Genomic DNA, 23,992 nt, shown 5'->3' on the forward strand with positions numbered 1-23,992 from the left:
AGCGGTCGGTCCTTCTACATCACTGTGTCCTGATTATGAATACCCTTCCACCTCAGGATTAACAGTAACTCCCACTTCTTGCTTACGAATGACGATTCGTAAGCTCACTTAGTATAACATTTGCAGTTTCCTCTACAGCCCGGTTTGTTACATCGATAACATTGCAACCGATTTTCGAGACGACATTATTAAAATGCGTAATTTCAGCTTCAATCCGCTCAACTCGCGCATAATTCGCATCATCTTTTAAACCAAGTGCGATGAGACGTTCTCTGCGGATGAAGTTTAGTTTTTCCGCAGAGATAACAAGTCCGTAACATTTAGCTGGGTCAATCATAAATAGTTCTTCCGGCGGCTCGACTTCAGGTACTAGTGGAACATTCGCCACTTTAAAACGTTTATGTGCAAGGTACTGCGATAAGGGTGTTTTCGACGTTCTTGAAACACCTACTAGAACAATATCTGCTCTCAAAATACCTCGCGGATCCCTACCATCGTCATATTTAACGGCGAATTCAATTGCTTCAATTTTTTTGAAATAATCTTCATCAAGTTGCCGCACAAGTCCAGGTTCTTCTAATGGCTTTTCACCAAGTTCCATACCTATCCGTTCGATAATTGGCCCAAGGAGATCGATGCACTGAATTTCTTTAATTCGACATTCTTGCTTTAGTTTTTGACACATTGCACTTTTCACAAGCGTATAGATAATGATTGCATTTTGCTGTTTCGCTAAATAGACGATTTCATCAAGTTGCGATTCATCCTCTACATGTGAAAACCTTTTAATTAATACGGTTTCTAGCCCTTGTCTGAATTGACTTGCCGCTGCTTTTGCAACAAGGTCGGCCGTTTCACCGACTGAGTCAGAAACGATGAACAAAATTAGCTTCTTCATAGTATCCCCCTCATAATTCGTGATCATCCGCAAGTGATAGGAAGGCTGCAGTAATATTGGTTTTGGTTACCCTACCAACAACTTCAAGCCCTTCCCCATTGTCAACGACAACAGGTAGCGAATCAATTTGCTGGTCTATCATTTTCTTCGCCGCATGAAGGAGCGTATCCTGCTTATCACAATACGTAATATTTGGCATTCTCGTCATAATGACATGGACCGGAATTTTCTCCAATTCATTGTTCCCAAGACTCGTTCTTAGTAAGTCTTTCCTCGAAAGAACTCCGGTAAGAAATGAAGATTGATCGACGACGAATAATGTCCCAACATCTTCTAGGAACATTTGACAAATTGCATCATAAACCGAAATATTTTCTTCCACAACGACCGGAATTGACTGAAAATCACGCACCCTCATGCCGGTCATACTGTCAGCAACTGATTGGGCAGGTCTTTTTCCCGAATAAAAATAGCCTACTCGAGGTCTTGCATCCAAAAAGCCAGCCATTGTTAAAATAGCTAAGTCAGGACGGATTGTAGCCCTCGCTAGCTTAAGCCGCTCCGCGATCTGTTCGCCAGTAATTGGGCCATCTGCTTTAACGATTTCAAAGATTTCCGTCTGACGCTTATTCAGTTCCATATATGTCACCGCCCTAAGCGTTCAATTGTTTATCCTTGATTATTATATACGAAGACGCGAGCTATTGCGAAGAAATCGGAACCATGCTAAACTAAGTTAGAATTGAATAGGCGAAGATAGGTCTATAAGTAATGTCAAATTGAAGCGAGCGGGGATAGTGAAAGCCCGTACCGACATGAAACGGCAACCTGGAGCTAATGCACTATTAAAGAGGGCTGTTCGTCAGCCAATTAGGGTGGAACCGCGGGTAATCATGCACTCGTCCCTGGACATATGTCCAGGGATGGGTGCTTTTTAATTTGTTTCAGCATAAGCCCCCGCTGAACAAAATTAAAGCCTCCGGCGGATGTCACAGATTTTGAGGGGAATTATTTGAGCAAGCTCAATTCAAAATCTGGACGCAAATCCGCCAAGGCGTATTTGATTAATAATTGGAGGGATTTATTATGTCAATGGAACAAGTCGTTAACTTAGCAAAGCAAAGAGGTTTTGTTTTCCCAGGCTCTGATATTTACGGAGGTCTTGCAAATACGTGGGATTATGGCCCACTTGGGATTGAATTAAAAAATAATATCAAAAAAGCTTGGTGGCAGAAATTCATTCAAGAATCGCCGTATAACGTCGGTCTTGACGCGGCTATCCTCATGAACCCGAAAGTATGGGAAGCTTCAGGTCATATCGGAAACTTCAACGATCCGATGATTGACTGTAAAAAATGTAACACACGTCATCGTGCTGACAAACTAATTGAAGATGCACTTGATGCAAAAGGTATCGAAATGGTTGTCGATGGTCTATCTTTCGATAAAATGGCAGAACTTATCAACGAACATAACGTTGTCTGCCCTACTTGTAGCGCTATGGACTATACAGATATTCGTCAGTTCAACTTAATGTTTAAAACATCACAAGGTGTTACAGATTCATCAGCGAATGAAATTTTCCTTCGCCCTGAAACTGCACAAGGTATCTTCGTAAACTTCAAAAACGTACAGCGTTCGATGAGAAAGAAAATGCCATTTGGTATTGGACAAATCGGAAAAAGCTTCCGGAATGAAATTACACCTGGAAACTTCACATTCCGTACGCGTGAGTTCGAACAGATGGAACTTGAATTCTTCTGTAAGCCTGGCGAAGATATGGAATGGTATGCTTTCTGGCGTGAATTCTCAAAACAATGGTTATTGAACCTTGGTTTGACAGAAGGCAATATGCGCTTACGTGAACACGATGAAGACGAACTTTCGCATTACTCAAAAGGAACTGTTGACATCGAGTACAAATTCCCGTTTGGTTGGGGTGAACTATGGGGCATTGCGAACCGTACTGATTTCGATTTGAAACGTCATATGGAACATTCCGGTGAGGATTTCAACTACCTAGACCCTATCACAAACGAGAAATTTGTACCTTATTGTATCGAACCTTCACTTGGTGCGGACCGTGTGACACTTGCGTTCCTATGCGATGCATTTGATGAAGAAGAGCTAGAAGGCGACGACAAACGTACTGTTCTTCGTTTCCACCCAGCGCTTGCACCGGTAAAAGCTGCGATTCTGCCATTATCGAAAAAACTCGCGGAAGGCGCAGATGAAGTCTATGCGGAACTGCGTAAACATTTCAACGTTCAATACGATGATGCACAATCAATCGGTAGACGCTACCGTCGTCAAGATGAAATTGGAACACCATTTTGTATTACGTATGATTTTGATTCCGAAGAAGATCGTCAAGTGACAGTTCGTCACCGCGATTCAATGGAACAAACACGTATGCCTATTTCAGAAGTGAAAGATTATATTGCAAAACAGCTTGAATTTTAATCTATCCTAACGTGAAAAAATTCAGATGAAAGACTAAACCACCTGCCACCAATGAATTTGGTGTCAAGTGGTTTTATTTTATTCAAATTCGTATTTCTAAGGGAATAATTATATCTATTTTACCACTTTGATACAATAAAAAATAACAGGTACAAATGTCAATTTGACCAATAAGGGGGACGTTGAAATGAAAAAAAATTTGATCACTCTCCAATTTTCCATCCATCCAATGACTAACAACTTTATCGAAATCATAAAAGGTGCACTCCAAGGAGTCAACACTTCAAATGTGACAATGTCTACAGACGACGTAGCTTCAACTATGATTGGCGAGCAGGAAGCTGTCTTTGACGCTGTGAAAGCGATGATAATTCACGCCTCAAAAAGTGGAACTCATATAGCATTCAATGGTACGTTTTCCTCGGGATGTCCTTCGGTAGTTCATGAATTCCATGAACCTTCCGAACAAAAATTCCGTATTAATCAAGAATCATACGCTCCATTTCAACAATATGTTTCCGCTAAGTTCAATTTATATCCTTTGGGTCAACCTGATTATATGGATAGTATAGGCTCCGAAATTAGCCGGTTGAAAAACAGTGATTTGTACAATGCGACTTCAAAAAATGGTAGTGGTTTACACGGCGATGTTCACCCAGTATTTTTATTCTTAGAGGATAGTTTTTCAAGTGTTCAGTCACATGTAATCATGACCGTGAATATGAGTGTGAATAGTCCCTCGCATAAGAACGTTTAATTTTAGGTGACAATCGGCCATACATCGAATTTCGATTGACTGATGCACAATGATGAGGACCGTATTTTGGATTAAAAGCAAAGCGTTCTCTAGCGGTGCAATCGGCACTGATCAACTCCAGGCAATCATTGAGAAAGAATTACTAAAACATGCCAACTGACATCATTCAAAAACCCCTTGTCTTTTATTGAACAAGGGGTTACATTTTCATTATCATTAAGAACCGATTTCACGATCTAATTGTTTCAAAAAACCTTCCATATAGTCATGTCGTTGCTCCGCGAGCCGCTTCCCTTCTTCTGTCACCATCAACTCTTTTAACAGCAACAACTTTTCATAGAAATGTGTAACTGATGCCGTTTCCTTGCTACGGTATTCTGTTTCAGACATATTAACACGAACCATCTCGTCTGTATCGTATAGCTTCCTTCCCCTTGCACCGCCGAACGCAAATGTGCGTGCAATCCCAATAGCACCGATTGCATCAAGCCGGTCTGCATCGCGCACAATGGCTCCATCGATGGACGTGATGTCCTTCGCATTACCACCACTGAATGACACGCTTTCAATACACGCTACTACTTTCTTAGTTAATTCATCTTCGAGACCAATTTCCTGTAAAATGTCTAGGATGGATGGGTTGTCATCTGATTTATATTTAGCATCTTCGATATCATGCAACAAAACAGCAAGACGGACAACTTCCACATTCGCTGAAGGCTCCCGAACCAAGATTTCTTCCGCATTTTTCATTACGCGTTGGATATGAGCGAAATCATGACTTGCATCGAACTTATTGTAAATTCCAATGACTATCTGCATGCATTTTTCAATCGTTTTTATCATATAATCACTCCTATAAAAAGATTTTTTATGTGAAAATGCGTCTGAATATTTAGGCATATCGTTGACGCACAATGTCGATTCATGTATAGTTGATGCATCCATGTATCTAATGGATGGGACATCGAATCGCCGAGGAGGAATATACATGTACCAGGGAAAAGTCAAATGGTTCAGTAATGATAAAGGCTATGGTTTCATCGAAGCGGATGACGGGGAAGATGTGTTTGTCCACTTTACCGGTATTCTATCTGAAGGCTTTAAAACGCTTGATGAAGGACAATCCGTATCCTTCGAAATCATCGAAGGGAATCGCGGTCCTCAGGCAGCGAATGTCTTAAAACTTGGAGATGAATGATCGAACACAAAATCCCGCTGATGCAATTTCCAGCGGGATATTATTTTGTGTTTTTATTCATTTCCTGGCCTAGAAACCGAAGCTGCTCTCCGATCGTACACACGGTAATACAAAACTTATGTGATCCCGACTTCCCTTTGTCTTTTGACAGCTGTGTTTTCAGGAAGCAGCCATCGCAATAGGCATCTAGAATTCCATCTATTTCATTCATAATGATTGTTTTATTCATAATGACTACCCCCAAAAGACACGATTCATATATTCTAATACTATTTGAACACTGGTGCAACAATCCAATTAAATCGAGGTGCTAAATCAAATGATTGAGTTGTACGTAGACGGCGCAAGTGCAGGAAATCCCGGGAAAAGTGGTATTGGAATTTTCATAAAAGGTGAGGGCCATGCAATAAAGTTATCCGAAAAAATCGAACCTACGGATAATCATTCTGCCGAATTCCAAGCACTGTTACGCGGCTTGGAAGAAACATCCAAACTGACGACTGGCATGGTATCAGCTCGTTCTGATTCCCAAATCGTTGTCATGGCCGTGGAAAAGAAATTCGTGAAAAATGAAGCATATAAAGAATACTTGAAAAAAATACTTGAGTTTGCAGACACGTTTGACTTTTTTTTCATCAAATGGATTCCCGATGTAGATAACCGTGCTGCAGACGCACTTGCACGAGAAGCAATTCACAAAAAAGACTGAACAGTTATCTGTTCAGTCTTTTTTGTTAGGCTTTCATAAAAGTAACCGTATTCTCCGATACATTATACAGCGCCCATTCTCGATCAATGACGACTGCCCCTACATTCACGAGGACCTTGTCACCACTTACATCATATGGAATTCCAAATTCAATTGCTTCATTCACACCATTTCGGGATAATTTGGACGTATGACTATGCCCATAAAACACGGGAGATTCATCCACGTCCGCTTGAATAAGCGCCCACGGTTCACCGCCCCATTTCCACTGATGACCATGGATTATTTTAGCCGTCGCAATGTCCAGCATTTCCGGCATAGTGCCCAGTTTTTCTCGAAGCGGATCGTCTGTTTCTGTAATCATCATTATTCGGTCTTCCTGATTGCCGCTAACCGACAAGAATGTTAATAGCTCGGTAAACCCTTCTGGAATGATCATAACGTCTTTAAGTTTCGTAAACTTCTGATCAGTAATATTCTTTTTACTAATTATGCATTCAAACAGATCGCCCGTCCCGACACGGACTGCTTCCGGATACTTCTCCGAAATATCCATGAGTACTTTTTCTAAATCCTCTTTAGAGGAATGTATGTCACCAAGAAGTGCATAATGCATTTATAAGCCTCCTGAAAGTCAATCTTTTTCGACTTTGACACCTTGTTGTGATATCCAGTCGCTATAGCTTCCGACATACAGACGGGCCTTCTCATAGCCATTGTGTTTGAGTAAAGCATATAATGGGGCTGCTGTTACACCGCTACCACAATAAACCGTTACTTCTTCTGCCGGTTCCACCACAGTATGCAATTGCTCTCTTACAGCACCATCCAAATTGAAGGCGCCTCCTTTTTTTAATTGCTCCCAGTCAAAGTTTAGCGCTCCTGGAATCCGTCCAGCGATCGGGTCTATTGGTTCCTTCTCCCCCCGGTATCTCTCTGCTGAGCGGGCATCTAGCAGGACACTCGCTGTTTTTCCAGCCACTGTTTCTTCAACGTGCTCTCTAGGGGCATAGATTGTTTCATCCCACTGAGGAGTAACTGAAGTCCTCAGTGGCTCCGGTGGACGATTATCTAAAGGTAAACCCGCTTCTTTCATTGCCTGGAATCCTTCAAGTGCGATATATGAATTGTTAAATCCAGCATATTGCAATAGCCACCAAGCACGAGTTGCAAAAGGGCTTCCACCGTCATCATAAACGATGATTTGGTCGTCAATTGAAAGTCCACTCGTTCTGAAGAGCTCGGTCAAAGTCGCCTTCTCTGGCATCGGATGTCTTCCTTCCGATTTCGTCATGTCGGACAAATCATGTTCGAGATCCCAGTAAACTGCCCCTGTTACATGGCTTTTTGTGTATTTCTGCTTGCCTTCATCCGCATCTTGCAATGAAAAACGTGTATCTACCCATTTGAATTTAGCATGATCAATATCTTTTATCGAAACAAAAACGGTAGCCAATCAAACCCACTCCTCAGTTTGTAGTTTCTCATATACTGTACGCCATTCGCTTAGTTGTTCCGTTCCTTGAAGAAGTGTTCGCTCAGAGGCAATCTGATTCAAACTCTCTTTCAACAAGTGCTGTCTAAGCCCTTCCGCTTCACTGTCAATCCAACGGTCTGCCCACTTTTCAAGCAGTTCTTTTTCAAGCCCAAGATAGATTGATGCATCTGTCTTCAATAATTCTTCCAGTCGTGCTTTCAAGATATCGCGCTCTCCCTTTTCGAAGAATGCTTTCTGATTTTTGAACAATCGGTTGACACTTCTATATTTATTAGAATCAGTGTATGGAGCTCCGAAAGACAACATATCAGCATCTTGTGGTTCATACGGTGAAGGTGCTATGGAGTTATCTTTTTCATATAACCCCGAAATTTCTAAACGCTGCCGATTTGTCAACTGCTTTTTCATGAAGTTTAGCATCCGTAAATTTGTCACCTTAAGCTCTTGTGTCAAATCAAATCCAATCATCTGCACGGTTTCAGCGAGTGCACCATTCAATGCCCGGTCTGCTGAATTGTTAACGAAAACAGATGGACTGTATGCCTCTTTGAAGAAATCACCAAAACGTAAAAATACACGTTGTAAAATGTAATAGACAAGTTCGCTTAGTTCATCATGAGTCGCTTTTGTTAGCACTTGTGTAAACTTATGTGCGAAATGTTGACGCACTTCTCCTTCAAGTTTGTTCAATTCGTCCAATCTTTCTGCCTTACGAGTTCGATTCGTTTCTGTCCGGCTAATAAGTGACGAGAGTCGTTCAATCGTTTTTAACGCCTCTTCTTCGAGTGCCTGAACAGCAAGTCCTTTTAGATCGTGTTCAAGGAAATGATGGAATTCTTCTTCAAAAGGCGCCATAAATGGATCCATCCGATTATCCACTTTCGCCTCGAGTGCCTGCAAACTTGAAATGCCATGAACTCTAGGATTACGGATACCAAACTTCCGTAGTTCATCCCCTACGAACGTTTTAACTGCTTCCGCCTCTTCCGCGTCAGATGCAAGGTCAATTGCATTGACAACAAAAAACATCTTATCAAGCTCGAAAGCATCCTTCACTCGACCAAGCTGGACTAGGAACTCCCTGTCTGCCCTCGCAAATGCATGATTATAATACGTGATGAAAAGAATCGCATCCGCATTTCGGATATATTCAAATGCAACATCGGTATGACGCGCATTAATGGAGTCGGCCCCTGGTGTGTCAACGAGGGTGATTCCTTTCCTAGTCAATTCACAATCATAGTAGAAGTCAATTGATTCGACGAAACAGCTTCGGTCTTCTTCAGCAACAAATTTAACGAATTCTTCCTGCCCGACCTTAATAATTGTGCCAAGTGCTTCATGATAAAGAGGATACCCTCTCTTGAATGCGGCAATAAATGCTTTATGGATATGGAGACTCTCATCCGTCAATTCTGTATTTAGTGCATCATCTGCTTTTTGAAAAGCATCAGTCAACGATGTTGCGCCAACACCAAGTGCTTCAAAAGAGCGGAAAACATCTTCTGTCATCCGGCCTGTTGTTTTCAATAAAATATCGGCCGTTTTATCTTCTTTTCCCACTGAAATCGGACGTATTCGATTGATGGCTGCAGTAGTTGGATTTGGAGAAACCGGTAAGACATTTTCACCAATTAATGCATTGGAAAAAGATGATTTCCCTGCACTAAACGCACCGAATAGTGCAACAGTGAATTCTTGCCCATCTAGTCGGTCAGCTTTTTTTCGAAGGTAGTCTGCTGTTTCCATAAAACCTGGAATCGCTTCAACCGAATTCGCGATACGAATAGCGTGCTTAACCACTGAATCTGAATCCAAAGTAGCTACTTCTCGCTGAACTTTCTCGACTTCTGCCGTGTGGTCAGAGGTATTCTCTAGGATAAGTACTTCTTCCGCTTCGTTGTATTCGACTAATTGTAGCGTTTTCTGTACTTTCCACTGTTGAAGAAGTGCATTGACTTCCGCAGTCGAGCCTATAATTTCATGTTCGAGATTTGCCAATTGAGCTTCCACTTCACTTACCTGTTGGATTGCATGTAACTTCTCATCCAATCGGTACACTTTTTGTTCAAGAATACCAGCGTTGTCATTCCCCGCTACTAATGCAATTTCGGACATTGCGTGTTTCCAATCCTCGGTCATTCGTCTAAATGTGGCTTGAATCGTTGTTCTCATGCGTTCAGAATAGTTGAGGACGGTGTCGCCAGTTATGGTATCAGATACATTAAACTCTTTTTCTATATCAGAAAATGGGATCGTTAAGTTGATTTCGTCAATCACTAGTGATTGCTCATCCGTTAAAATCCCCGCTTCTTTCAACGATTTTTTCATAAGCGTCTTTAGATGGACTTCAATTTGGGCATGAACAAGTTTGCCCATATTGTCAGCAAGTGCATCTTTCCTTCGTGCCTTTTCTTCCGCCGTCTTTTTCGCACCGAACAAAATACCAACTTTAAATCTAGACGACAGCGATTCCAAATAGTTTTTCAGCAGTTCACGTGTTTCATATGGTGTAATTGCCGCCCCTTGCAATAGGTCATTTCGTTCTTTTTCAAATGTTAAAGAAAATGCATCCCCCGAGAGAAGCTTCAGCATTTTTTTAGATTCTAAAGCCTCTTCTTGAAGCTCAACTTGCTTTGTCCATTCATCTTCTAAAACAATCTCGGAGAATGTGTTTTTTCGTTCCACTATTTCATCAGACAAGAATTGGCTATGCTCATCCTTCAGTTTTACTAACGTCATCTCAGCATTGTCGACGAATCGTTCTTGCCAGTTTTCCATCGACCCATCAACAATCGCTTTCACGGCACTAAAATCATTATGCGGGTGCGTTAAATCTTTCAATGAGGTATAAAAAATCCCTTTCGGTACGACACCCCACATTTTAAATGAATCCTCAACCGATTTTTTGAACTCCACAAATGGTAACTCACTGTCACGGTGTTTATCAATTTGGTTGACAATCAAATAAACGTTATCGTTGTAACGCATCAATTCTTTCGTGAAACGGAAATTCAATTCCGATTGCACATGATTGTAATCCATCGTGTAGAAGACGAGATCCGCGAGATGCAGTGCGGATTCTGTCGAAAGACGATGTGCATCATCCGTTGAGTCCACACCGGGTGTATCCATAACGGTAATTCCTTCTGGTAAATTCGATTCCGTATGACCAATTTCAACGAGTGAAACGGCCGCACCATCCTTACTAAACGACTTAACGGCAGCCGGAAATCCGTGCCCGCCGTATTTCACTGCGGTACCGTCCGTATGATGGATAATAGCAAAATCCGTTTCAGTTTTCCGCACTTTCACAATGTTAGCACTTGTCGGAATCGGGCTTGACGGCAGTAAGTCTTGGCCAGTCAACGCATTGATCATCGACGATTTACCGGCGGAAAAATGACCGGAAAATCCAATCGTATATTCTTTATCTATGAGTTTTTTGGCGAATAACGCCGTTTTCTTAAAGCGGTCTTCATCATCATTTTTTTGAAAAACTAGGCCGTATGTCGCGGCTTGTTGTAATAAGTTATCTAATTCTGGCATTTATCTTTCGATCCCTTCGTCAATTGCTCTTTTTATCATACCATTTATCGGCGTTCGAATTATCAACAAATTTTTCTGTGCATATTTTGTCGTTTTTTGTTTATTCTACCTTTCGTCATGATATAATCGACCTATCGTTATATTTTTGAAAGGCGGAAGCTAAAATGAGCACTTCGAAGAATGTACAAATGATTTTAAATGGGACAATCTCTTCACTATCAACTGTTATTCCGGTCAAATTGGATGTCCTTGCTCCGTCGATTACAGTTCAACCGTATGAACAAAAAGAGATAAGCGTCTTAATTGGACTTGTCGGAGGCATAAAAGGAAGGCTTATCATTGATGCATCTTTAGACGCCATTAATACGATTGGACAAGCAATGTTTGGCATGTCAATCGAAGGTGAAATGATTGAATCATTCACAGGCGAGCTTGGCAATATGGTTGCTGGAAACTTATGTACAATACTCGAAAAAGACGGCCTCATCCTTGATATTTCCCCCCCTACCGTGATGACGGGAACAACGAAATTTTATGGCTTCAAACAGGCATTTAAATTGCCAGTCAAGATCGACGGCGGCGGAATGTTGACTGTCCTATTAACAATTGATGAAAATTAAAGTTCACTAAAAACAGTCCCCTCCCTGGATTATTTCGGGTTCACGGGACTGTTTTTACTTTTTATAAGTTATATAACTTCGTGTATTTTTCAGATAAGTAATCGGCTAAATATTTGGCGTTCAATCCTTCACCTGTCGTATCTTTAATAATTTCAAGTGGCAGTTTCATCTTGCCGTATTTGTGAACATGTTCAGTTAACCAGTCAAGAATCGGGCCAAAATCACCATTTCCACAAAGTTCATCAAAATTAGGTAGGTCTTTTAACATTGCCACTTTCAATTGAGCTGCGTACATATAGCCAAGTGCATATGACGGGAAATAACCGAAGGATCCGCCAGCCCAGTGAACGTCTTGTAAAATACCTTCACCGTTATTTTTTGGACGGATACCCAGGTATTCCTCATATTTATCATTCCAAATTTCAGGAAGGTCTACCACTTCATAATCGCCGTTAAAAATCCCTTTTTCAATTTCATAACGAATCATAATGTGAAGTGGGTACGTCAGTTCATCTGCTTCAATCCGAATAAGCGATGGTTTTGACACATTGATTGCACAAAGGAAATCTTCGAGCGCTACGCCTTCAAACTGTTCAGGTGATTGGCTCTTTAATAAATCAAAATTATACGTCCAAAAGTTTTCATTATGTCCGACAAACTGTTCATAGAATAATGACTGCGATTCATGAATCCCCATCGAAGTACCATCTGCAACTGGTAATCCTTCAAGTTCTAAATCAATATTTTGTTCGTAAAGTGCATGTCCACATTCATGAATTGTTCCAAAAACGGCGGAACGGAAATCATTTTCATCGTACTTCGTCGTAATTCGGACATCCCCTATATTGATGCCTGTGGCAAATGGATGAACGGTTTCATCCAATCGACCTGCATCGAAGTCATAACCAAGTTGCTTCAATATCTCATGACTGAATGCTTTCTGATTTTCTTTCGGAAATTTTTTGAATAAAAATGACGTATCGGGTTGGTTACCTGATTCTGAAATTTTCTTCACAAGTGGCACGATTGTCTCTTTCAATTGGCCGAAAACTTCATCGATGATGTCTGTTGTCATCCCCGGTTCATATTGATCGAGCAATGTATTGTACGGATTGCCATCTTTTTCTCCCCAATAGCCAATGAACTTTTTAGTCGTTGCCACGATTTTCTCAAGATATGGAAGGAACATGTCAAAATCAGCTTTCTCTTTCGCTTCTTCCCATGCTGATTCCGATTGAGAAGTCAGAACGACAAATTCACGGTACTCCTCCGCCGGAATTTTTTTGCTTAAGTCATATTCTTTTTTTACTTCTTCAACTGTTTTCAACAAAATCGGGTTAAGTGTGTCTTTCCTATTGCCTAGTTCCTCGAGATAGCCACCCATTTCCTCTGAGACACTCAATTTAAATAGTTCTGTCGATAATGTACCGACCGCTTCCGATCTTGCCGGAATGCCTTTTTTCGGTGCGCCCGTACGCATATCCCAATACATGATTGAAACGGCTTCTGAGTATGCACTCATTTTCTTTAGCAAAGCTACGAAATTCTCTTCTGTAGACATATCCATTCCCCCTTACTTACTATACTGGTCTTTATTTTAACATAATTCGGGCAACTCATATAGTCTCCTAGTAGGAGATCAGTTTTATTTCAGTAATTAAACTATGCTGAAATAAAACAATTAGCTAATGTCACGTCTGCTGATTAACCATTTTCTTGCATAAAAAGCAGGTAAGAAAGGCTTGAAAAACGCCATTTTAACTTGATCATTTCCGGTCCGCTTTCAGCGAAATAGTCATGACAACTTTACCGAGGGGCGAGTGCGGCTACAACGTTTAAGTGAAAAATACAGCTACTTTTGAAAAAAAGAGTAGATGACTCTTTATAAAGGTTGTAAGTGCACGAAGATACAATTTCGGGCACTCTAGTACTTTGTACTAGGTGTTCCTTGCTTACTTTTAGTAAAGATTACGCGTATTATCATGCGATGTACTATAAGAAAGTGACTCTTCCTTAACTAAAAAAGACAAGACTATGGAGAAGACTTCAGCCGCCAAAATTGTATCTTTGGCGGCTATTATCCAAATAAAAAGTTCCGCTATTCTTTCGTTCCGGTTTAAGCACTTTGCGTACGTATACATTTGGAGAGCGACGGATGAATAAGCACCATACGATTATCGAAAAAGATGTTTAGGGATGCGATGAAGTCACATCCCTAAACATCAAGAAATCTCGATAATCGTATAGAGCCCGTTCAATCCAAAGCGATCCAAATATAATGTACATGAAGCGCCTGCTGTTTGATTAAGTTATTTACGGGTTGTTTTTGGTTAATCAACACATGTGAGTTAATGTAGAACCCCAAATTATATGTGCATGACTGAATCTTTTTTATAGGACCTATTCAGACCCTTAATAAGTGTTTTTTATTTATTGTCCTTCACAACATTTATACATTTCTTGTATAAACAGCACGAGCTGGACAGTCCTAAATAATAGCGTTTCCCTCAGAAATACAAAAAGGCCTCCCAATATTACTAGGAGGGCCTTACAAATTATAATTAAACTGTCATTTTCATTTTAACAGGGAAAATACTTTCAATTTCAGCTTTCATTTCCTGTTCTTTACCTTCTAGTAAAAGATGTACTGTTCCAGAATCGGCTGACGTCCGTATGAGTCGTCCTGCACCTTGGCGTAGCCTTAGTAGCATGAATGGTAAGTCTACTTCACGGAAAGGATCCTTAGCGTGCTGACGTCTCGCGTCGAACAACGGGTCCGATGGTGGTAATGGCAAATCGTAAATAATGACGCGTGTCAATGCATCTTGGGGAATGTCGAGCCCTTCCCATAAGTGATAAGAGCATAAAACAGGTACTTTCTTCTGTTGGAAGTCACGCACGATAGAAGACAATTCTCGTTCACCTTCGAAAGCGATACGGTCTTGCCACTCGCTAGGAACGCGCTCTTTGAAATGGTTCATCGCTCGTTCTGACTTGAAGAGAATCAGTGTTTGCTCTCCATCTTCTAAAAGTTCAAGCGCTCGCTTCGCTTTGCCACCGGCTTCTACATCCGTCGCAAATACTTCCATCACTTCATCATAATCAAATGGAGATTCCACTGAGAATGACAAGTAATCTTGGATACCAAGACCATCTGCCAAATAAGTAAACGTTTCACCGACTGATAATGTAGCGGATGAAAAGACGATTGGCGTGTTGGATGAAAACAGTTTCTCTCTTAAAATGTCCGTCACTAGACGTGGCATGATAACCAGTGTGGATTCGCCTTCGCGACCTTCAAGCCAGTCGACTGCATCATTTTGAGAGGTGAAGAGGTCCATTGAGTAAATGTATTGATCCAGATATTCCTCGACCATTCTCAAATCATATGCCGGAATGATATAGAGTTCACCTTCAAAAACAAATTCTTCAAGAAGCGCATTCGAGATTTTCACAACCTCTTTTCCAATTGCCAGAAGTTCAGGTGTTTTCTCAATCGCTTTCCGTTCATTCTCCGTTGTATCCGCAAGCGCATCGAGTAATTTAAAAAATGCTTCATGCGAATCAATTAGGCGCTCCATCAGTTGAAGTGTCGACTCTCTTATTCCATCGACCATAATTCGTTCAAGCAGATTTAGCAATGTACTATTTTGTACCTCATACGTCAAAGCACGCTGAGCCGAATACTCAAGAAGATGGCCTTCGTCGAAGACAATCATTGACGGTTCTGGTAATAATGGTAATTGTCCCTGTCTTTTACGGGATTCTTTTGTCCAAATATGCTCCATATAAAAATCGTGAGAACAAATAACGAGTTCGACCGATTCGCGATAATGATTTCGGTGAATTGTCTGACCACATCGATTACGAACATCACACGCAGCACATTGCTGGATGGGATGGAAGTTCACTGTTTTCCACTCTTCATCACTTAAATTTGGATAATCCGAACGTTCTCCGTAAGGAAAAATCGATTGCAATGAACCGGAACCGTAAACGAATTCAGGTAGTTCATCTGCCACAACATCAACATAGTCTTCGTCAATCGTATTACCCGCCTCTTCCAATCGTTTCAAGCATAAATATTGGTCACGTGATTTAGCAAGTCGAACATCGATATCAAGACCGAGCGCTTCACTAATTTTCCGGATATCACCGTCTTCTTTTACAAGCTGGTCAATCAGTGTCTCATCCGCACATGAAATGAGAGCCGGTTTGCCAGTATAGCGAGCATAAGCGATTGCAGGAAGTAGATAAGCAATTGTTTTACCTGTCCCTACACCCGCTTCCGCAAAAAGAACTTTCTTTTCTTTCAGTGCTTGTTCAATTTGGAACGCCATATAGATTTGTTCATCACGGCATTCAAATCCTTTTTCAGTCAGTTCATCGTATAACGTATCCCCTATCCAGTCGTTCAGTGACTCATAGAACGATTTATCTTTTGATAACGGGAATGGCATCTTGCTCTTCATCGTTTACCCCTTCCTTATTACATGCAAAAGGAAGAGGAGTTTCCCTCTTCCGCATTCTATCAATTATTGACGTTGGCCCCAGAACTGATACAAATCAGTACGAATAAAACCATTGAATAATTTCCTTTTCTTCGTTGCTCTATGTCCGTACATTTTTTCATAATTTTCCAATGAAGACAACATATAAACAGACCATGATGGATAGTTTTTCATTATACGGCCAAGTTCCTGCGTAATTTCTTCAGCCTCTTCTACCTCACCAAGACGTTCACCGTATGGCGGATTCCCCACCATAACTCCGTTCAAGCCCTCTAACGTCAAGTCCCGCACGTCACATGTTTGGAACTTGATCAAATCCATGAATCCAGCTCCTGCCGCATTCTCTTGTGCCACTTTAATCATTCGGGGATCATAATCAAATCCTGAAATATCAAGTGGTTGGTCGTATTTTGCGAGGTCTTCCGCTTCTTCACGAACTTGATCCCAAATATTTTTATTGATCCATGGCCACTCTTCACTTAAAAATTCACGATTGTATCCAGGTGCAATGTTTTGCCCGATCATCGCAGCTTCAATTGCGATTGTACCTGAACCACAAAACGGGTCAACGAAAGGACGATTTGGATTCCAACGTGACACTTTCACAAGCGCTGCTGCAAGTGTCTCTTTCAACGGTGCATCCCCTTGTGCAAGTCGATATCCGCGTTTATGTAGTCCCGTTCCACTTGAATCGATCGTTAATGTTACTTTATCTTTTAAAATCGATACTTCCAATTTGAATAAAGGACCTGATTCATCAAAGAAACCAATTCGTTTATAAGCAATCTTCAAGCGTTCAACAATCGCTTTTTTTACAATGGCCTGGCAATCAGGCACGCTGTACAAAGTAGATTTCACTGATTTACCCGCAACTGGAAACTCTGCGTCAACTGGCAAAAAACGTTCCCATGGAATCGCTTTTGTCTGTTCAAATAAATCATCGAACGTCGTAGCTTCGAATTCACCTGCAACAATACGAACACGGTCCGCTACTCGGAGCCATAGATTCGTTTTTGCAATCGCCAATTCATCGCCCTGGAAATAAATCTTCCCATTTTCCGAAGTCGTTTTATAACCAAGAGCTTTTACTTCATCTGCCACAAGTGATTCAAGCCCCATTGCAGATGTTGCCACTAGTTTAAATTCAGTCATGCATTTCCAACTCCAATTCTATACCATCAATCATTTCCATGAATTCATCAAGGGTTAACTTTTTATAGTATTGCCAATATAACCATATTTTTTTCACACTTTAATTCTCCAAAAGAAAAGCTCCCCATCTTATTGGAGAGCAATCAATTTAAAAATAATACCATAGGAAATTCGATAAGCCATGTTTTGTTCCCGTGTACTCAAACGGCTCACGCCTCGTACTTAGGGTGGTAATCATCTATCTACAGGTATACACCTGTCTCTTCCTACAGTTCATTTCCCTCGGAAGAGTGCCCCTACCATAGTTTGGGTTTCTCACTCGTGGGGTTTACCGCGTTCCATCTGCCCCGTTTCCGAGACAGCTACGTCACTGTGGCACTGTTCAGGGAACCTCATCCATATCCGAAGACTTAGGATTTATTCCCGCCGTCAACGCGTTATACGCGAAGCCACGGCTTATTCTTTCGCCGAGCACGAACACTACGGTCATCTCAGATCCGTGTGAGCATGGACTTTCCTCTACAACATAGGATGTTGCAGCGATTACCTAAATTCCACTATGATATTTTTAGTATACCGTACTTATGTTTCATTTACAATATATTATTCTTGGTCGAAGAGTTTACTTCCGAAAACATGCTTTTCCAGATTTGAAATTCGCTTCAATATATCAAAGTTCGTTGTTCCAGCACTTCCAGCCGCAGGGCGTTTTTGTGCAGATTCAAGTTCTCTTTGCATGCGTTCATTTTCGGTACGCAATTCTGTAATCGTCTTTTTAAAAGCTTCATAGTCATGAATAATATCATCAAGGAAGAGATCTACTTCTTCCTGATTATAGCCGCGAAGGCCCGTTTTGAATTCCTTCTCAAGAATCGTTTTTGTATCCAATTTAGTGTCCATGAAAAATCGCCCTTCCGTCTCTGTTTACATACCGTTGATTATAACATATATTGTCCGACTTTGTCTTACTAAAGCCGACTTTCAACCGTTTTTTGTCGCTTCGTGCGCTTGCCTGGGAAATAATTTTCTAGTTATCCTTATTTCCCTTTTCAAGAAATCATTTCTCGAACGTGCCCGAAATCTTTCCGCCAAGTAGGAATCCGCCTTCAGGAGCTTAATCGCCTCTTTCGTGGAGTCTAATGCCTTGTTTAACTCTTTCAGCTTATGCTCGTAAAGCTTCGCTAATTCCTCTAATGCGATAATTCGTTCACGTCCGGTAAGACCTGTTGCCGCTATCTTGAATGAAGAGACTGCGTCCTCGTAAGCCTGTTCCTTTTTCAAGATGAACCCGAAGTGAAAATGTGTCGCAGGATGATTGATCCCATACTCGGCAATGACACTTTCAAAGATTTGTTTACTACGGTCATGCGACTTTAAATCACCAAACCATTTCCCAATATTCGTATGGGTCACGGCCGATTCTCGGACATCGCTTTTCAATAGCAAATCGGTTGACCGTATATAAAGCGCAACTAGTGAAAGGATATCCCATTCATTATGGACGAGAACTTTCATTAATAGTTCCGCGCGACCATTCTTAACAGCATCTTGGTAGATGATTGGCGCCATATGCCCTGGGATATCTCCTTGTCGGAAGAAACCAAGTTGTTCCTCCTCAATTGCAGGTAGTCGAAACGTTGCCATCTCACCTTTCCAAATACGTCTGGAACCATGCAACAAATCGATTTGGGTATGCTTGAGAAGTGGCGGTAATTCTTTACGGTTCATCGTCCATCGTGTTTCCACCATTGGGATATCAAAACTTTTGCCATTATACGTAACGATTGTCGACGGCTTTTCCCATAATCCAGTTGCATAAAGGAATGCCGCTTCGTGATCAGGACCCGGAAGGACATACTGCGTCATTTTAAAAGATGATGCCGTCTGTTCAATGAACCCCATGAGGAATATCAGTGTACCTGCTCCTTTTAAACCTGTCGTTTCTGTATCAAAGAAAACAAGCGGTTTTGAAAAATCCGGAGACAGTGGATGCACTTCACCGGACTTCTTCCATTTATCGATCGTTGACTTCAAACCCGAAAGAATAATGTTTCCGTGCTGATGGTCAGTGTCGTATTCAACAATACGTTTATAGACGATGCCATGTTTATTTACGGCTTTTGTCAAACCCGCGTCCAGCCACTGCTGTTCATAGACAGGTACTTTTGCAACGGGTTTTACAACTTCTGGCACATCTTCAGCTACCACTTTAGAAGTTGTTTTTTTCAACAACTTCTTCATTTGCATCAGTTTCTGTTCATATGACATTTCTTTCCCCTCCCGCTAGCGTCTTAAGAAGGGATCCGACATCCCGTTTCATGCCCATACCAGCTTCTTGCGCACCGATACAAACCGGACAACCCGACTCGCAGCGACAGGTGGACACATGATCGGCTGCTTTTTGCAACAGCTCATCCCACCGTTCAAAAATCTTTTCACTCAGACCTATTCCGCCTGGATAACTGTCGTAAATGAAAATAGTTGGCTTTCCGGTATGAACAGCTTTCACTTGCGGCACAACATGGATATCCGTTTTATCGCAGCGGACGAATAACGGGATAAATGACTGGATCGCATAGGCTGCACCCGTCATCGCATCCGTCAGTCCAGCGCCCGTCCATCCTTCAGGTATGTCGAATGTGTACCACGTGGAAGACGTATGTAATTCTTCTGCGGGTAATGAAATCGGACCAGAACCGATATTATCATGTGTATCGAATCTGATTTTCTTGAAAATCGTCGGGATTGCAAGTACAGCGATATCACCATAAGCGGCCTTGTTATCTCCGAACTGTTCGGCGATATCTTCATTCATCACTTTCAGTTCCACTGCAAGATTGGCATCCGTGAAGTAATCGACATCGACTTCTGTGACATAGGCTTTCTTTTCATCCCAATCCAATTGCTCAACTTGGAACTGGGTTCCTTGATGGATATAAATTGCTTCTTCATGGAGGAGCGTCATCGCACTAAAACGATCCATCTCCCCTATGACCTTCGTTTCTTTTGGATACGTTTTATCAATAATGATGACGTTTTCCTGTGTTGCAGAGCGAAGACTCACTTCACTTGCTGGAAAACTGTCTGTCATCCAATGCCATTTGTCTGTAGTCTTTATCAAAACTCCTTCGCTTTCAAGGAACGCGAGTAATTCTTGTACGTCAAATTCACCATATGTTTCTGTCGAAGAAAATGGCAGCTCAAATGAAGCACATTTAAGATGATCCATTAAGATAAACATATTATCCGGATGAATCCGTGCTTCTTCCGGTGATTGGCCAAGAAGATAATCAGGGTGTTCAATAATATATTGATCGAGAGCCAGGGATTGGGCGACGTAAATAATGAGCGCCTCATCTTGCCGTCTTCCCGCACGCCCTGCCTGTTGAAATGCACTCGCAATATTTCCCGGGTAACCCGTCATAATACACGCTTGTAGTTGCCCGATATCAATGCCAAGTTCAAGTGCATTCGTACTAACAACCGTACGGATAGCTCCATCCCGAAGCCCTTTTTCAATTTTCCGGCGTTCTGAAGGTAGGTAACCTCCCCTATAGCCCATTACTGTTTCATCGAACAGTTTCTTTTTCGTCAATGCTTTCATATACGTGACAAGCATTTCAACTCGTACTCGGCTTTTTGCAAAGATAATCGTTTGGATGCCTTCCCGGTATAAAAGCGCGGCGATATCTCGCACTTCAAGTACAGCACTTCTTCGAATACCAAACGTTGGATGAACGACCGGTGGATTATAGAAGACAAAATGTTTCTTTTCGGCGGGTGCTCCATTTTTGATGATTACTTGAACGTCCTCATTTATCAACGACTCCGCTAGTTCTTGCGGATTTGCAATTGTCGCAGATGTGCAGATGAACACTGGATCACTGCCATAATAGTTGCAGATTCGTTTCAACCTTCGCAGCACATGTGCGACATGACTGCCGAAAACACCTTTGTACGTATGCAATTCATCGATGATGATGTATTTTAAGTTCTCGAATAACGACACCCATTTTGTATGATGTGGCAAGATACCTGAATGCAGCATATCGGGATTTGTCAGCACGATATGACCCGACTTTCTAACCTTAGAACGCAAGCCAGGTGCAGTATCCCCGTCGTATGTATAACTGAGGATGGTTTCCCCACTCGCTTCAATCAGCTCATGGAGGTCCGCCAGCTGATCTTGGGCCAGTGCTTTTGTTGGAAACAAATAAATGGCTCTCGATGTATCATCTTCGAGGATACTTTGCATAACAGGTAAATGATAGCAAAGGGATTTTCCGGAAGCTGTCGGTGTAACGGCGGTAATAGAATTTCCGGATGATGCCAGGTCGAAGGCTTCTCTTTGATGGCTATATAATTTATCAATTCCTTTGGATGCAAGTGCTTTAATAATCGATGGATGGAGTTTTCCCGGAAATTCGGCGTAGATTGCTTCTTTCTCAGCAATCGTTTTAGTATGGATGACGTTAGCGGAAAAAGAGGCGTCAGTGCGCAGTTTTTCTAACACTTCGTGAACCGCTTTCTTCTTTATCATCGTACATCGCCTTCTTGTTCAAGACGTAGTGCGTCCAAAATTGTTTTTAACGTATATTCAGCTGAATTAATCGATAAGATAAAACGTTTTTTACCTGTCTTTTGATAAAATGACTGGACGATGAATTGCTTCATAGAGTCAGTCAGTGTTTCAATTTGAATTGGATGAACATATTTCGGCTTGGCTGTCTTGATGAATTCAGATACTTCCTCTGTCCATTCATCAAGCAACGTATGATATTGATCTGCATATGGTTTTACTTCTATGAAAAAGTCGGGTTCCCGATCGAGTTCTCTCATCTGCGCATGGCGCTCGAAGCATTCCTTACAAACAGCAAGTAGCGCTTCAGTTTTTTGTTGTAGATTCATAATGATACACCCTTTCCGGACGTTTCTTTTATTTTAACAGATATGACCGAGATGCACCAAATTCATAGGAACGTATATTCCTTGGTATTACTAATCCTTCATTACTAGATAAAGTGCTATTTAGGTTGAAGTATTGAATACGTCATATGAACTGAGCGCAGGCGCCTTACAAGGGGGCAGCTGGAACCATAAGACTGGCAGCGAAGCTTGTCAGGCTTATGGGAGGGCACTGAAAAAGTTCTTTTTTATAGTAAGAACTAGTTGATTGTAGTGAAGAGCGGCGACTCCAGCGGGAACAGCGCGAGCTGAAGACCCCGCAGGAAGAGCCGTTACGAAGAACGGCTTTTGCGAGCAAAAGCACTAGCGTTGGGAGCACGGGGCAAGAATGCCTTAATTTCTGCAAAGAACGCAGAAATACGGCAAATCGAACCCTCTGCTGTTCGATTGGCTGAAGCCGTGCCCGCGGAAAGCGTCCGCTCGGAACGGAAATCAACGGGATTGAAGGAAATCGTACTTTTTCAGTGCCTTAGTTTATCGCGGAAGGCATCCCTGAAGCGCCGAAGCGTTATTGAATGGAATCATTTAGCTCAATCTATATAGTTAATTTTCAACAGGACTAAATGTAATCTCCACTTTTCCCCAGCAGAATAACGTCTTTGATACAAGTGTACATCATAATTATGTTCAAATTATGTCACAGAAATTAAAACTTCTTCTCTATATGACAACTAATACTAGTGCTCCTTTAACGTGTAAGGTACATTAACGATAATAGATAGCTTGTTTCAACGTTAAAATATGCATCATTAAGGGAGAACTTTGTTAATGGCTACGAAAATCGCTTGGATTACTGATACAGCTGCACAACTAGACGAATCTTTTATACGAAAACATAACGTACATATATTACCATTGAGTATCGTATTTGCTGATGTTGTTTTTAAAGAAACAGTCGATATGACACAGGAAGAGTTTTACGACAAATTACGTATTGCCAAAAATCCCCCCAAAACATCCCAACCCGCTATTGGTGAAATGGTTGCCCTTTATGAAAAACTACAGGAGCAAGGCTATGATTGCGCAATTGCCTTGCATGTGTCTAGCGGCCTATCCGGCACATTTGATAGCTCGCAAACAGCTGCACAAATGGTAGACTTCAAGGTCTATCCAATTGACTCGAAAATCGGCTCCTATCCGATGATCAAAATGATTGAAATTGGCAATGAACTACTAGAACAGGGACATGACATTAAAGAAGTCGTTGCAGCCATCAAAAAAATGACGGAAAATTCCAAGTTATCCTTCATACCTGCTAATCTAAATCAGCTCCATAAAAGCGGTCGTGTCTCTGGAACACAAGCATTTCTAAGTAATTTGCTAAATATTAAAGTGGTCATCTCGTTTGAAGATGGAAAACCAGTGATGAAAGAAAAAGTTCGTGCCAATAAACGAGCTAAAATAAATGTGACAGATTTACTGCGCAGCGACATGGAAAATAGCAGCATCCCAGAAATCGCAGTGATCCACTGTAACAATGTAATGAATGCTGAAAGTTGGAAAGAAGAGCTATTGCAGGAATTCCCAAACTTGAAAGTACAAGTTCTCCCCCTCAGCGTCTGTGTGGGCGTACATGCAGGTGAAGGTACTACTGGGCTAAGCTGGGTGAGGTATTAAAATGTAGGAACTAGATTATGTTTACGAAAATAATAAGCTGACTGCCTTGTAC

At 41.5% G+C, this 23,992-nt stretch carries 20 protein-coding genes and 1 other RNA gene; 6 read left to right on the forward strand and 15 right to left on the reverse strand.

All coding sequences use genetic code 11. From position 1 onward, the window contains the following. Nucleotides 1-82: 82 nt before the first annotated feature. Both H7992_RS14750 and H7992_RS14755 read right to left on the reverse strand, forming a co-directional pair. On the reverse strand, nucleotides 83-898 hold the full coding sequence (locus tag H7992_RS14750) for a pyruvate, water dikinase regulatory protein (protein WP_067210252.1): 816 nt from the start codon (nucleotides 896-898) through the stop codon (nucleotides 83-85). Nucleotides 899-908: 10 nt separating this feature from the next. Beyond that, nucleotides 909-1,538 (reverse strand): transcriptional regulator CcpN, encoded by a 630-nt coding sequence (locus H7992_RS14755; protein WP_082786604.1) that lies wholly within the window; start codon nucleotides 1,536-1,538, stop codon nucleotides 909-911. A gap of 443 nt (nucleotides 1,539-1,981) precedes the next feature. On the opposite strand from H7992_RS14755, the gene H7992_RS14760 reads away from it, so the two are divergent. Together H7992_RS14760 and H7992_RS14765 are read left to right on the forward strand one after the other, a co-directional pair. After that, a complete protein-coding gene (locus tag H7992_RS14760) occupies nucleotides 1,982-3,361 on the forward strand; it encodes a glycine--tRNA ligase (protein ID WP_187047908.1) in 1,380 nt (459 codons plus the stop codon). 187 nt (nucleotides 3,362-3,548) lie between these two features. Next, nucleotides 3,549-4,118 carry a YkoF family thiamine/hydroxymethylpyrimidine-binding protein gene (locus tag H7992_RS14765; protein WP_067210260.1) on the forward strand — a complete coding sequence of 190 codons (570 nt, stop codon included), beginning with the start codon at nucleotides 3,549-3,551 and terminating at the stop codon, nucleotides 4,116-4,118. A gap of 216 nt (nucleotides 4,119-4,334) precedes the next feature. Here H7992_RS14765 and H7992_RS14770 read toward each other — a convergent pair whose 3' ends face one another. Further along, nucleotides 4,335-4,964, reverse strand: a complete 630-nt coding sequence (locus H7992_RS14770) for an HD domain-containing protein (protein ID WP_187045106.1) — start codon at nucleotides 4,962-4,964, stop codon at nucleotides 4,335-4,337. Nucleotides 4,965-5,109: 145 nt separating this feature from the next. On the opposite strand from H7992_RS14770, the gene H7992_RS14775 reads away from it, so the two are divergent. After that, nucleotides 5,110-5,319: a cold-shock protein gene (locus tag H7992_RS14775; RefSeq protein ID WP_067210265.1), complete on the forward strand. Its 210-nt coding sequence runs from the start codon at nucleotides 5,110-5,112 to the stop codon at nucleotides 5,317-5,319. A gap of 40 nt (nucleotides 5,320-5,359) precedes the next feature. Here the strand turns inward: H7992_RS14775 and H7992_RS14780 are convergent, their stop codons facing one another. Beyond that, nucleotides 5,360-5,548 carry a zinc-finger domain-containing protein gene (locus H7992_RS14780; protein ID WP_067210267.1) on the reverse strand — a complete coding sequence of 63 codons (189 nt, stop codon included), beginning with the start codon at nucleotides 5,546-5,548 and terminating at the stop codon, nucleotides 5,360-5,362. A 90-nt stretch (nucleotides 5,549-5,638) separates the two neighbouring features. Here H7992_RS14780 and H7992_RS14785 point away from each other — a divergent pair, with 90 nt between their 5' ends. Then, nucleotides 5,639-6,028, forward strand: a complete 390-nt coding sequence (locus H7992_RS14785) for a ribonuclease HI family protein (protein WP_067210269.1) — start codon at nucleotides 5,639-5,641, stop codon at nucleotides 6,026-6,028. 25 nt (nucleotides 6,029-6,053) lie between these two features. Here H7992_RS14785 and H7992_RS14790 read toward each other — a convergent pair whose 3' ends face one another. The 3 genes from H7992_RS14790 to H7992_RS14800 are packed head-to-tail and all read right to left on the reverse strand — an operon-like array spanning nucleotide 6,054 to nucleotide 11,075. Next, nucleotides 6,054-6,644 (reverse strand): metallophosphoesterase family protein, encoded by a 591-nt coding sequence (locus tag H7992_RS14790; protein WP_187045107.1) that lies wholly within the window; start codon nucleotides 6,642-6,644, stop codon nucleotides 6,054-6,056. A gap of 18 nt (nucleotides 6,645-6,662) precedes the next feature. Then, on the reverse strand, nucleotides 6,663-7,484 hold the full coding sequence (locus tag H7992_RS14795; protein WP_187045108.1) for a sulfurtransferase: 822 nt from the start codon (nucleotides 7,482-7,484) through the stop codon (nucleotides 6,663-6,665). Continuing rightward, nucleotides 7,485-11,075 carry a dynamin family protein gene (locus H7992_RS14800; RefSeq protein ID WP_187045109.1) on the reverse strand — a complete coding sequence of 1,197 codons (3,591 nt, stop codon included), beginning with the start codon at nucleotides 11,073-11,075 and terminating at the stop codon, nucleotides 7,485-7,487. 164 nt (nucleotides 11,076-11,239) lie between these two features. Here H7992_RS14800 and H7992_RS14805 point away from each other — a divergent pair, with 164 nt between their 5' ends. Then, a complete protein-coding gene (locus H7992_RS14805) occupies nucleotides 11,240-11,695 on the forward strand; it encodes a chemotaxis protein CheX (protein ID WP_067210278.1) in 456 nt (151 codons plus the stop codon). Nucleotides 11,696-11,756: 61 nt separating this feature from the next. Here the strand turns inward: H7992_RS14805 and H7992_RS14810 are convergent, their stop codons facing one another. The 8 genes from H7992_RS14810 to H7992_RS14845 form a co-directional block, all read right to left on the reverse strand. Next, the gene (locus H7992_RS14810; protein ID WP_304626827.1) at nucleotides 11,757-13,256 is read right to left on the reverse strand and encodes a carboxypeptidase M32; all 1,500 of its coding nucleotides are present in this window, start codon (nucleotides 13,254-13,256) and stop codon (nucleotides 11,757-11,759) included. Between the two features lie 1,000 nt (nucleotides 13,257-14,256). Continuing rightward, the gene (locus tag H7992_RS14815) at nucleotides 14,257-16,167 is read right to left on the reverse strand and encodes an ATP-dependent DNA helicase (protein WP_067210284.1); all 1,911 of its coding nucleotides are present in this window, start codon (nucleotides 16,165-16,167) and stop codon (nucleotides 14,257-14,259) included. Between the two features lie 63 nt (nucleotides 16,168-16,230). After that, on the reverse strand, nucleotides 16,231-17,358 hold the full coding sequence (locus tag H7992_RS14820; RefSeq protein ID WP_067210287.1) for a THUMP domain-containing class I SAM-dependent RNA methyltransferase: 1,128 nt from the start codon (nucleotides 17,356-17,358) through the stop codon (nucleotides 16,231-16,233). A 170-nt stretch (nucleotides 17,359-17,528) separates the two neighbouring features. After that, an RNA gene (rnpB, locus tag H7992_RS14825) (RNase P RNA component class B) lies at nucleotides 17,529-17,913 on the reverse strand. Between the two features lie 48 nt (nucleotides 17,914-17,961). Next, nucleotides 17,962-18,258, reverse strand: coding sequence for a cell division regulator GpsB (gpsB, locus tag H7992_RS14830; RefSeq protein ID WP_067210288.1), 297 nt, complete (start codon nucleotides 18,256-18,258; stop codon nucleotides 17,962-17,964). An 81-nt stretch (nucleotides 18,259-18,339) separates the two neighbouring features. Continuing rightward, on the reverse strand, nucleotides 18,340-19,626 hold the full coding sequence (locus H7992_RS14835; RefSeq protein ID WP_187045111.1) for a ribonuclease H-like domain-containing protein: 1,287 nt from the start codon (nucleotides 19,624-19,626) through the stop codon (nucleotides 18,340-18,342). Next, nucleotides 19,616-21,898, reverse strand: a complete 2,283-nt coding sequence (locus H7992_RS14840) for a DEAD/DEAH box helicase (protein WP_187045112.1) — start codon at nucleotides 21,896-21,898, stop codon at nucleotides 19,616-19,618. The genes H7992_RS14835 and H7992_RS14840 overlap by 11 nt, the downstream gene beginning before the upstream one ends. Continuing rightward, the gene (locus tag H7992_RS14845; protein ID WP_067210295.1) at nucleotides 21,895-22,266 is read right to left on the reverse strand and encodes a YppE family protein; all 372 of its coding nucleotides are present in this window, start codon (nucleotides 22,264-22,266) and stop codon (nucleotides 21,895-21,897) included. The genes H7992_RS14840 and H7992_RS14845 overlap by 4 nt, the downstream gene beginning before the upstream one ends. Nucleotides 22,267-23,091: 825 nt before the next feature. Here H7992_RS14845 and H7992_RS14850 point away from each other — a divergent pair. Beyond that, on the forward strand, nucleotides 23,092-23,940 hold the full coding sequence (locus H7992_RS14850) for a DegV family protein (protein ID WP_187045113.1): 849 nt from the start codon (nucleotides 23,092-23,094) through the stop codon (nucleotides 23,938-23,940). The last annotated feature ends 52 nt before the right edge of the window (nucleotides 23,941-23,992 follow it).

The sequence above is a fragment of the Sporosarcina sp. resist genome (assembly GCF_014302295.1).
GTDB classification, from domain to species: domain Bacteria; phylum Bacillota; class Bacilli; order Bacillales_A; family Planococcaceae; genus Sporosarcina; species Sporosarcina psychrophila.

Bases quoted from the DNA above. Each gene is read 5' to 3' on its own strand.
- H7992_RS14750 (WP_067210252.1), bottom strand. From the start codon at position 898: ATGAAGAAGCTAATTTTGTTCATCGTTTCTGACTCAGTCGGTGAAACG.
- H7992_RS14755 (WP_082786604.1), bottom strand. From the start codon at position 1,538: ATGGAACTGAATAAGCGTCAGACGGAAATCTTTGAAATCGTTAAAGCA.
- H7992_RS14765 (WP_067210260.1), top strand. From the start codon at position 3,549: ATGAAAAAAAATTTGATCACTCTCCAATTTTCCATCCATCCAATGACT.
- H7992_RS14770 (WP_187045106.1), bottom strand. From the start codon at position 4,964: ATGATAAAAACGATTGAAAAATGCATGCAGATAGTCATTGGAATTTAC.
- H7992_RS14775 (WP_067210265.1), top strand. From the start codon at position 5,110: ATGTACCAGGGAAAAGTCAAATGGTTCAGTAATGATAAAGGCTATGGT.
- H7992_RS14780 (WP_067210267.1), bottom strand. From the start codon at position 5,548: ATGAATAAAACAATCATTATGAATGAAATAGATGGAATTCTAGATGCC.
- H7992_RS14785 (WP_067210269.1), top strand. From the start codon at position 5,639: ATGATTGAGTTGTACGTAGACGGCGCAAGTGCAGGAAATCCCGGGAAA.
- H7992_RS14790 (WP_187045107.1), bottom strand. From the start codon at position 6,644: ATGCATTATGCACTTCTTGGTGACATACATTCCTCTAAAGAGGATTTA.
- H7992_RS14800 (WP_187045109.1), bottom strand. From the start codon at position 11,075: ATGCCAGAATTAGATAACTTATTACAACAAGCCGCGACATACGGCCTA.
- H7992_RS14805 (WP_067210278.1), top strand. From the start codon at position 11,240: ATGAGCACTTCGAAGAATGTACAAATGATTTTAAATGGGACAATCTCT.
- H7992_RS14810 (WP_304626827.1), bottom strand. From the start codon at position 13,256: ATGTCTACAGAAGAGAATTTCGTAGCTTTGCTAAAGAAAATGAGTGCA.
- H7992_RS14815 (WP_067210284.1), bottom strand. From the start codon at position 16,167: ATGAAGAGCAAGATGCCATTCCCGTTATCAAAAGATAAATCGTTCTAT.
- H7992_RS14820 (WP_067210287.1), bottom strand. From the start codon at position 17,358: ATGACTGAATTTAAACTAGTGGCAACATCTGCAATGGGGCTTGAATCA.
- gpsB (WP_067210288.1), bottom strand. From the start codon at position 18,258: ATGGACACTAAATTGGATACAAAAACGATTCTTGAGAAGGAATTCAAA.
- H7992_RS14835 (WP_187045111.1), bottom strand. From the start codon at position 19,626: ATGTCATATGAACAGAAACTGATGCAAATGAAGAAGTTGTTGAAAAAA.
- H7992_RS14840 (WP_187045112.1), bottom strand. From the start codon at position 21,898: ATGATAAAGAAGAAAGCGGTTCACGAAGTGTTAGAAAAACTGCGCACT.
- H7992_RS14845 (WP_067210295.1), bottom strand. From the start codon at position 22,266: ATGAATCTACAACAAAAAACTGAAGCGCTACTTGCTGTTTGTAAGGAA.
- H7992_RS14850 (WP_187045113.1), top strand. From the start codon at position 23,092: ATGGCTACGAAAATCGCTTGGATTACTGATACAGCTGCACAACTAGAC.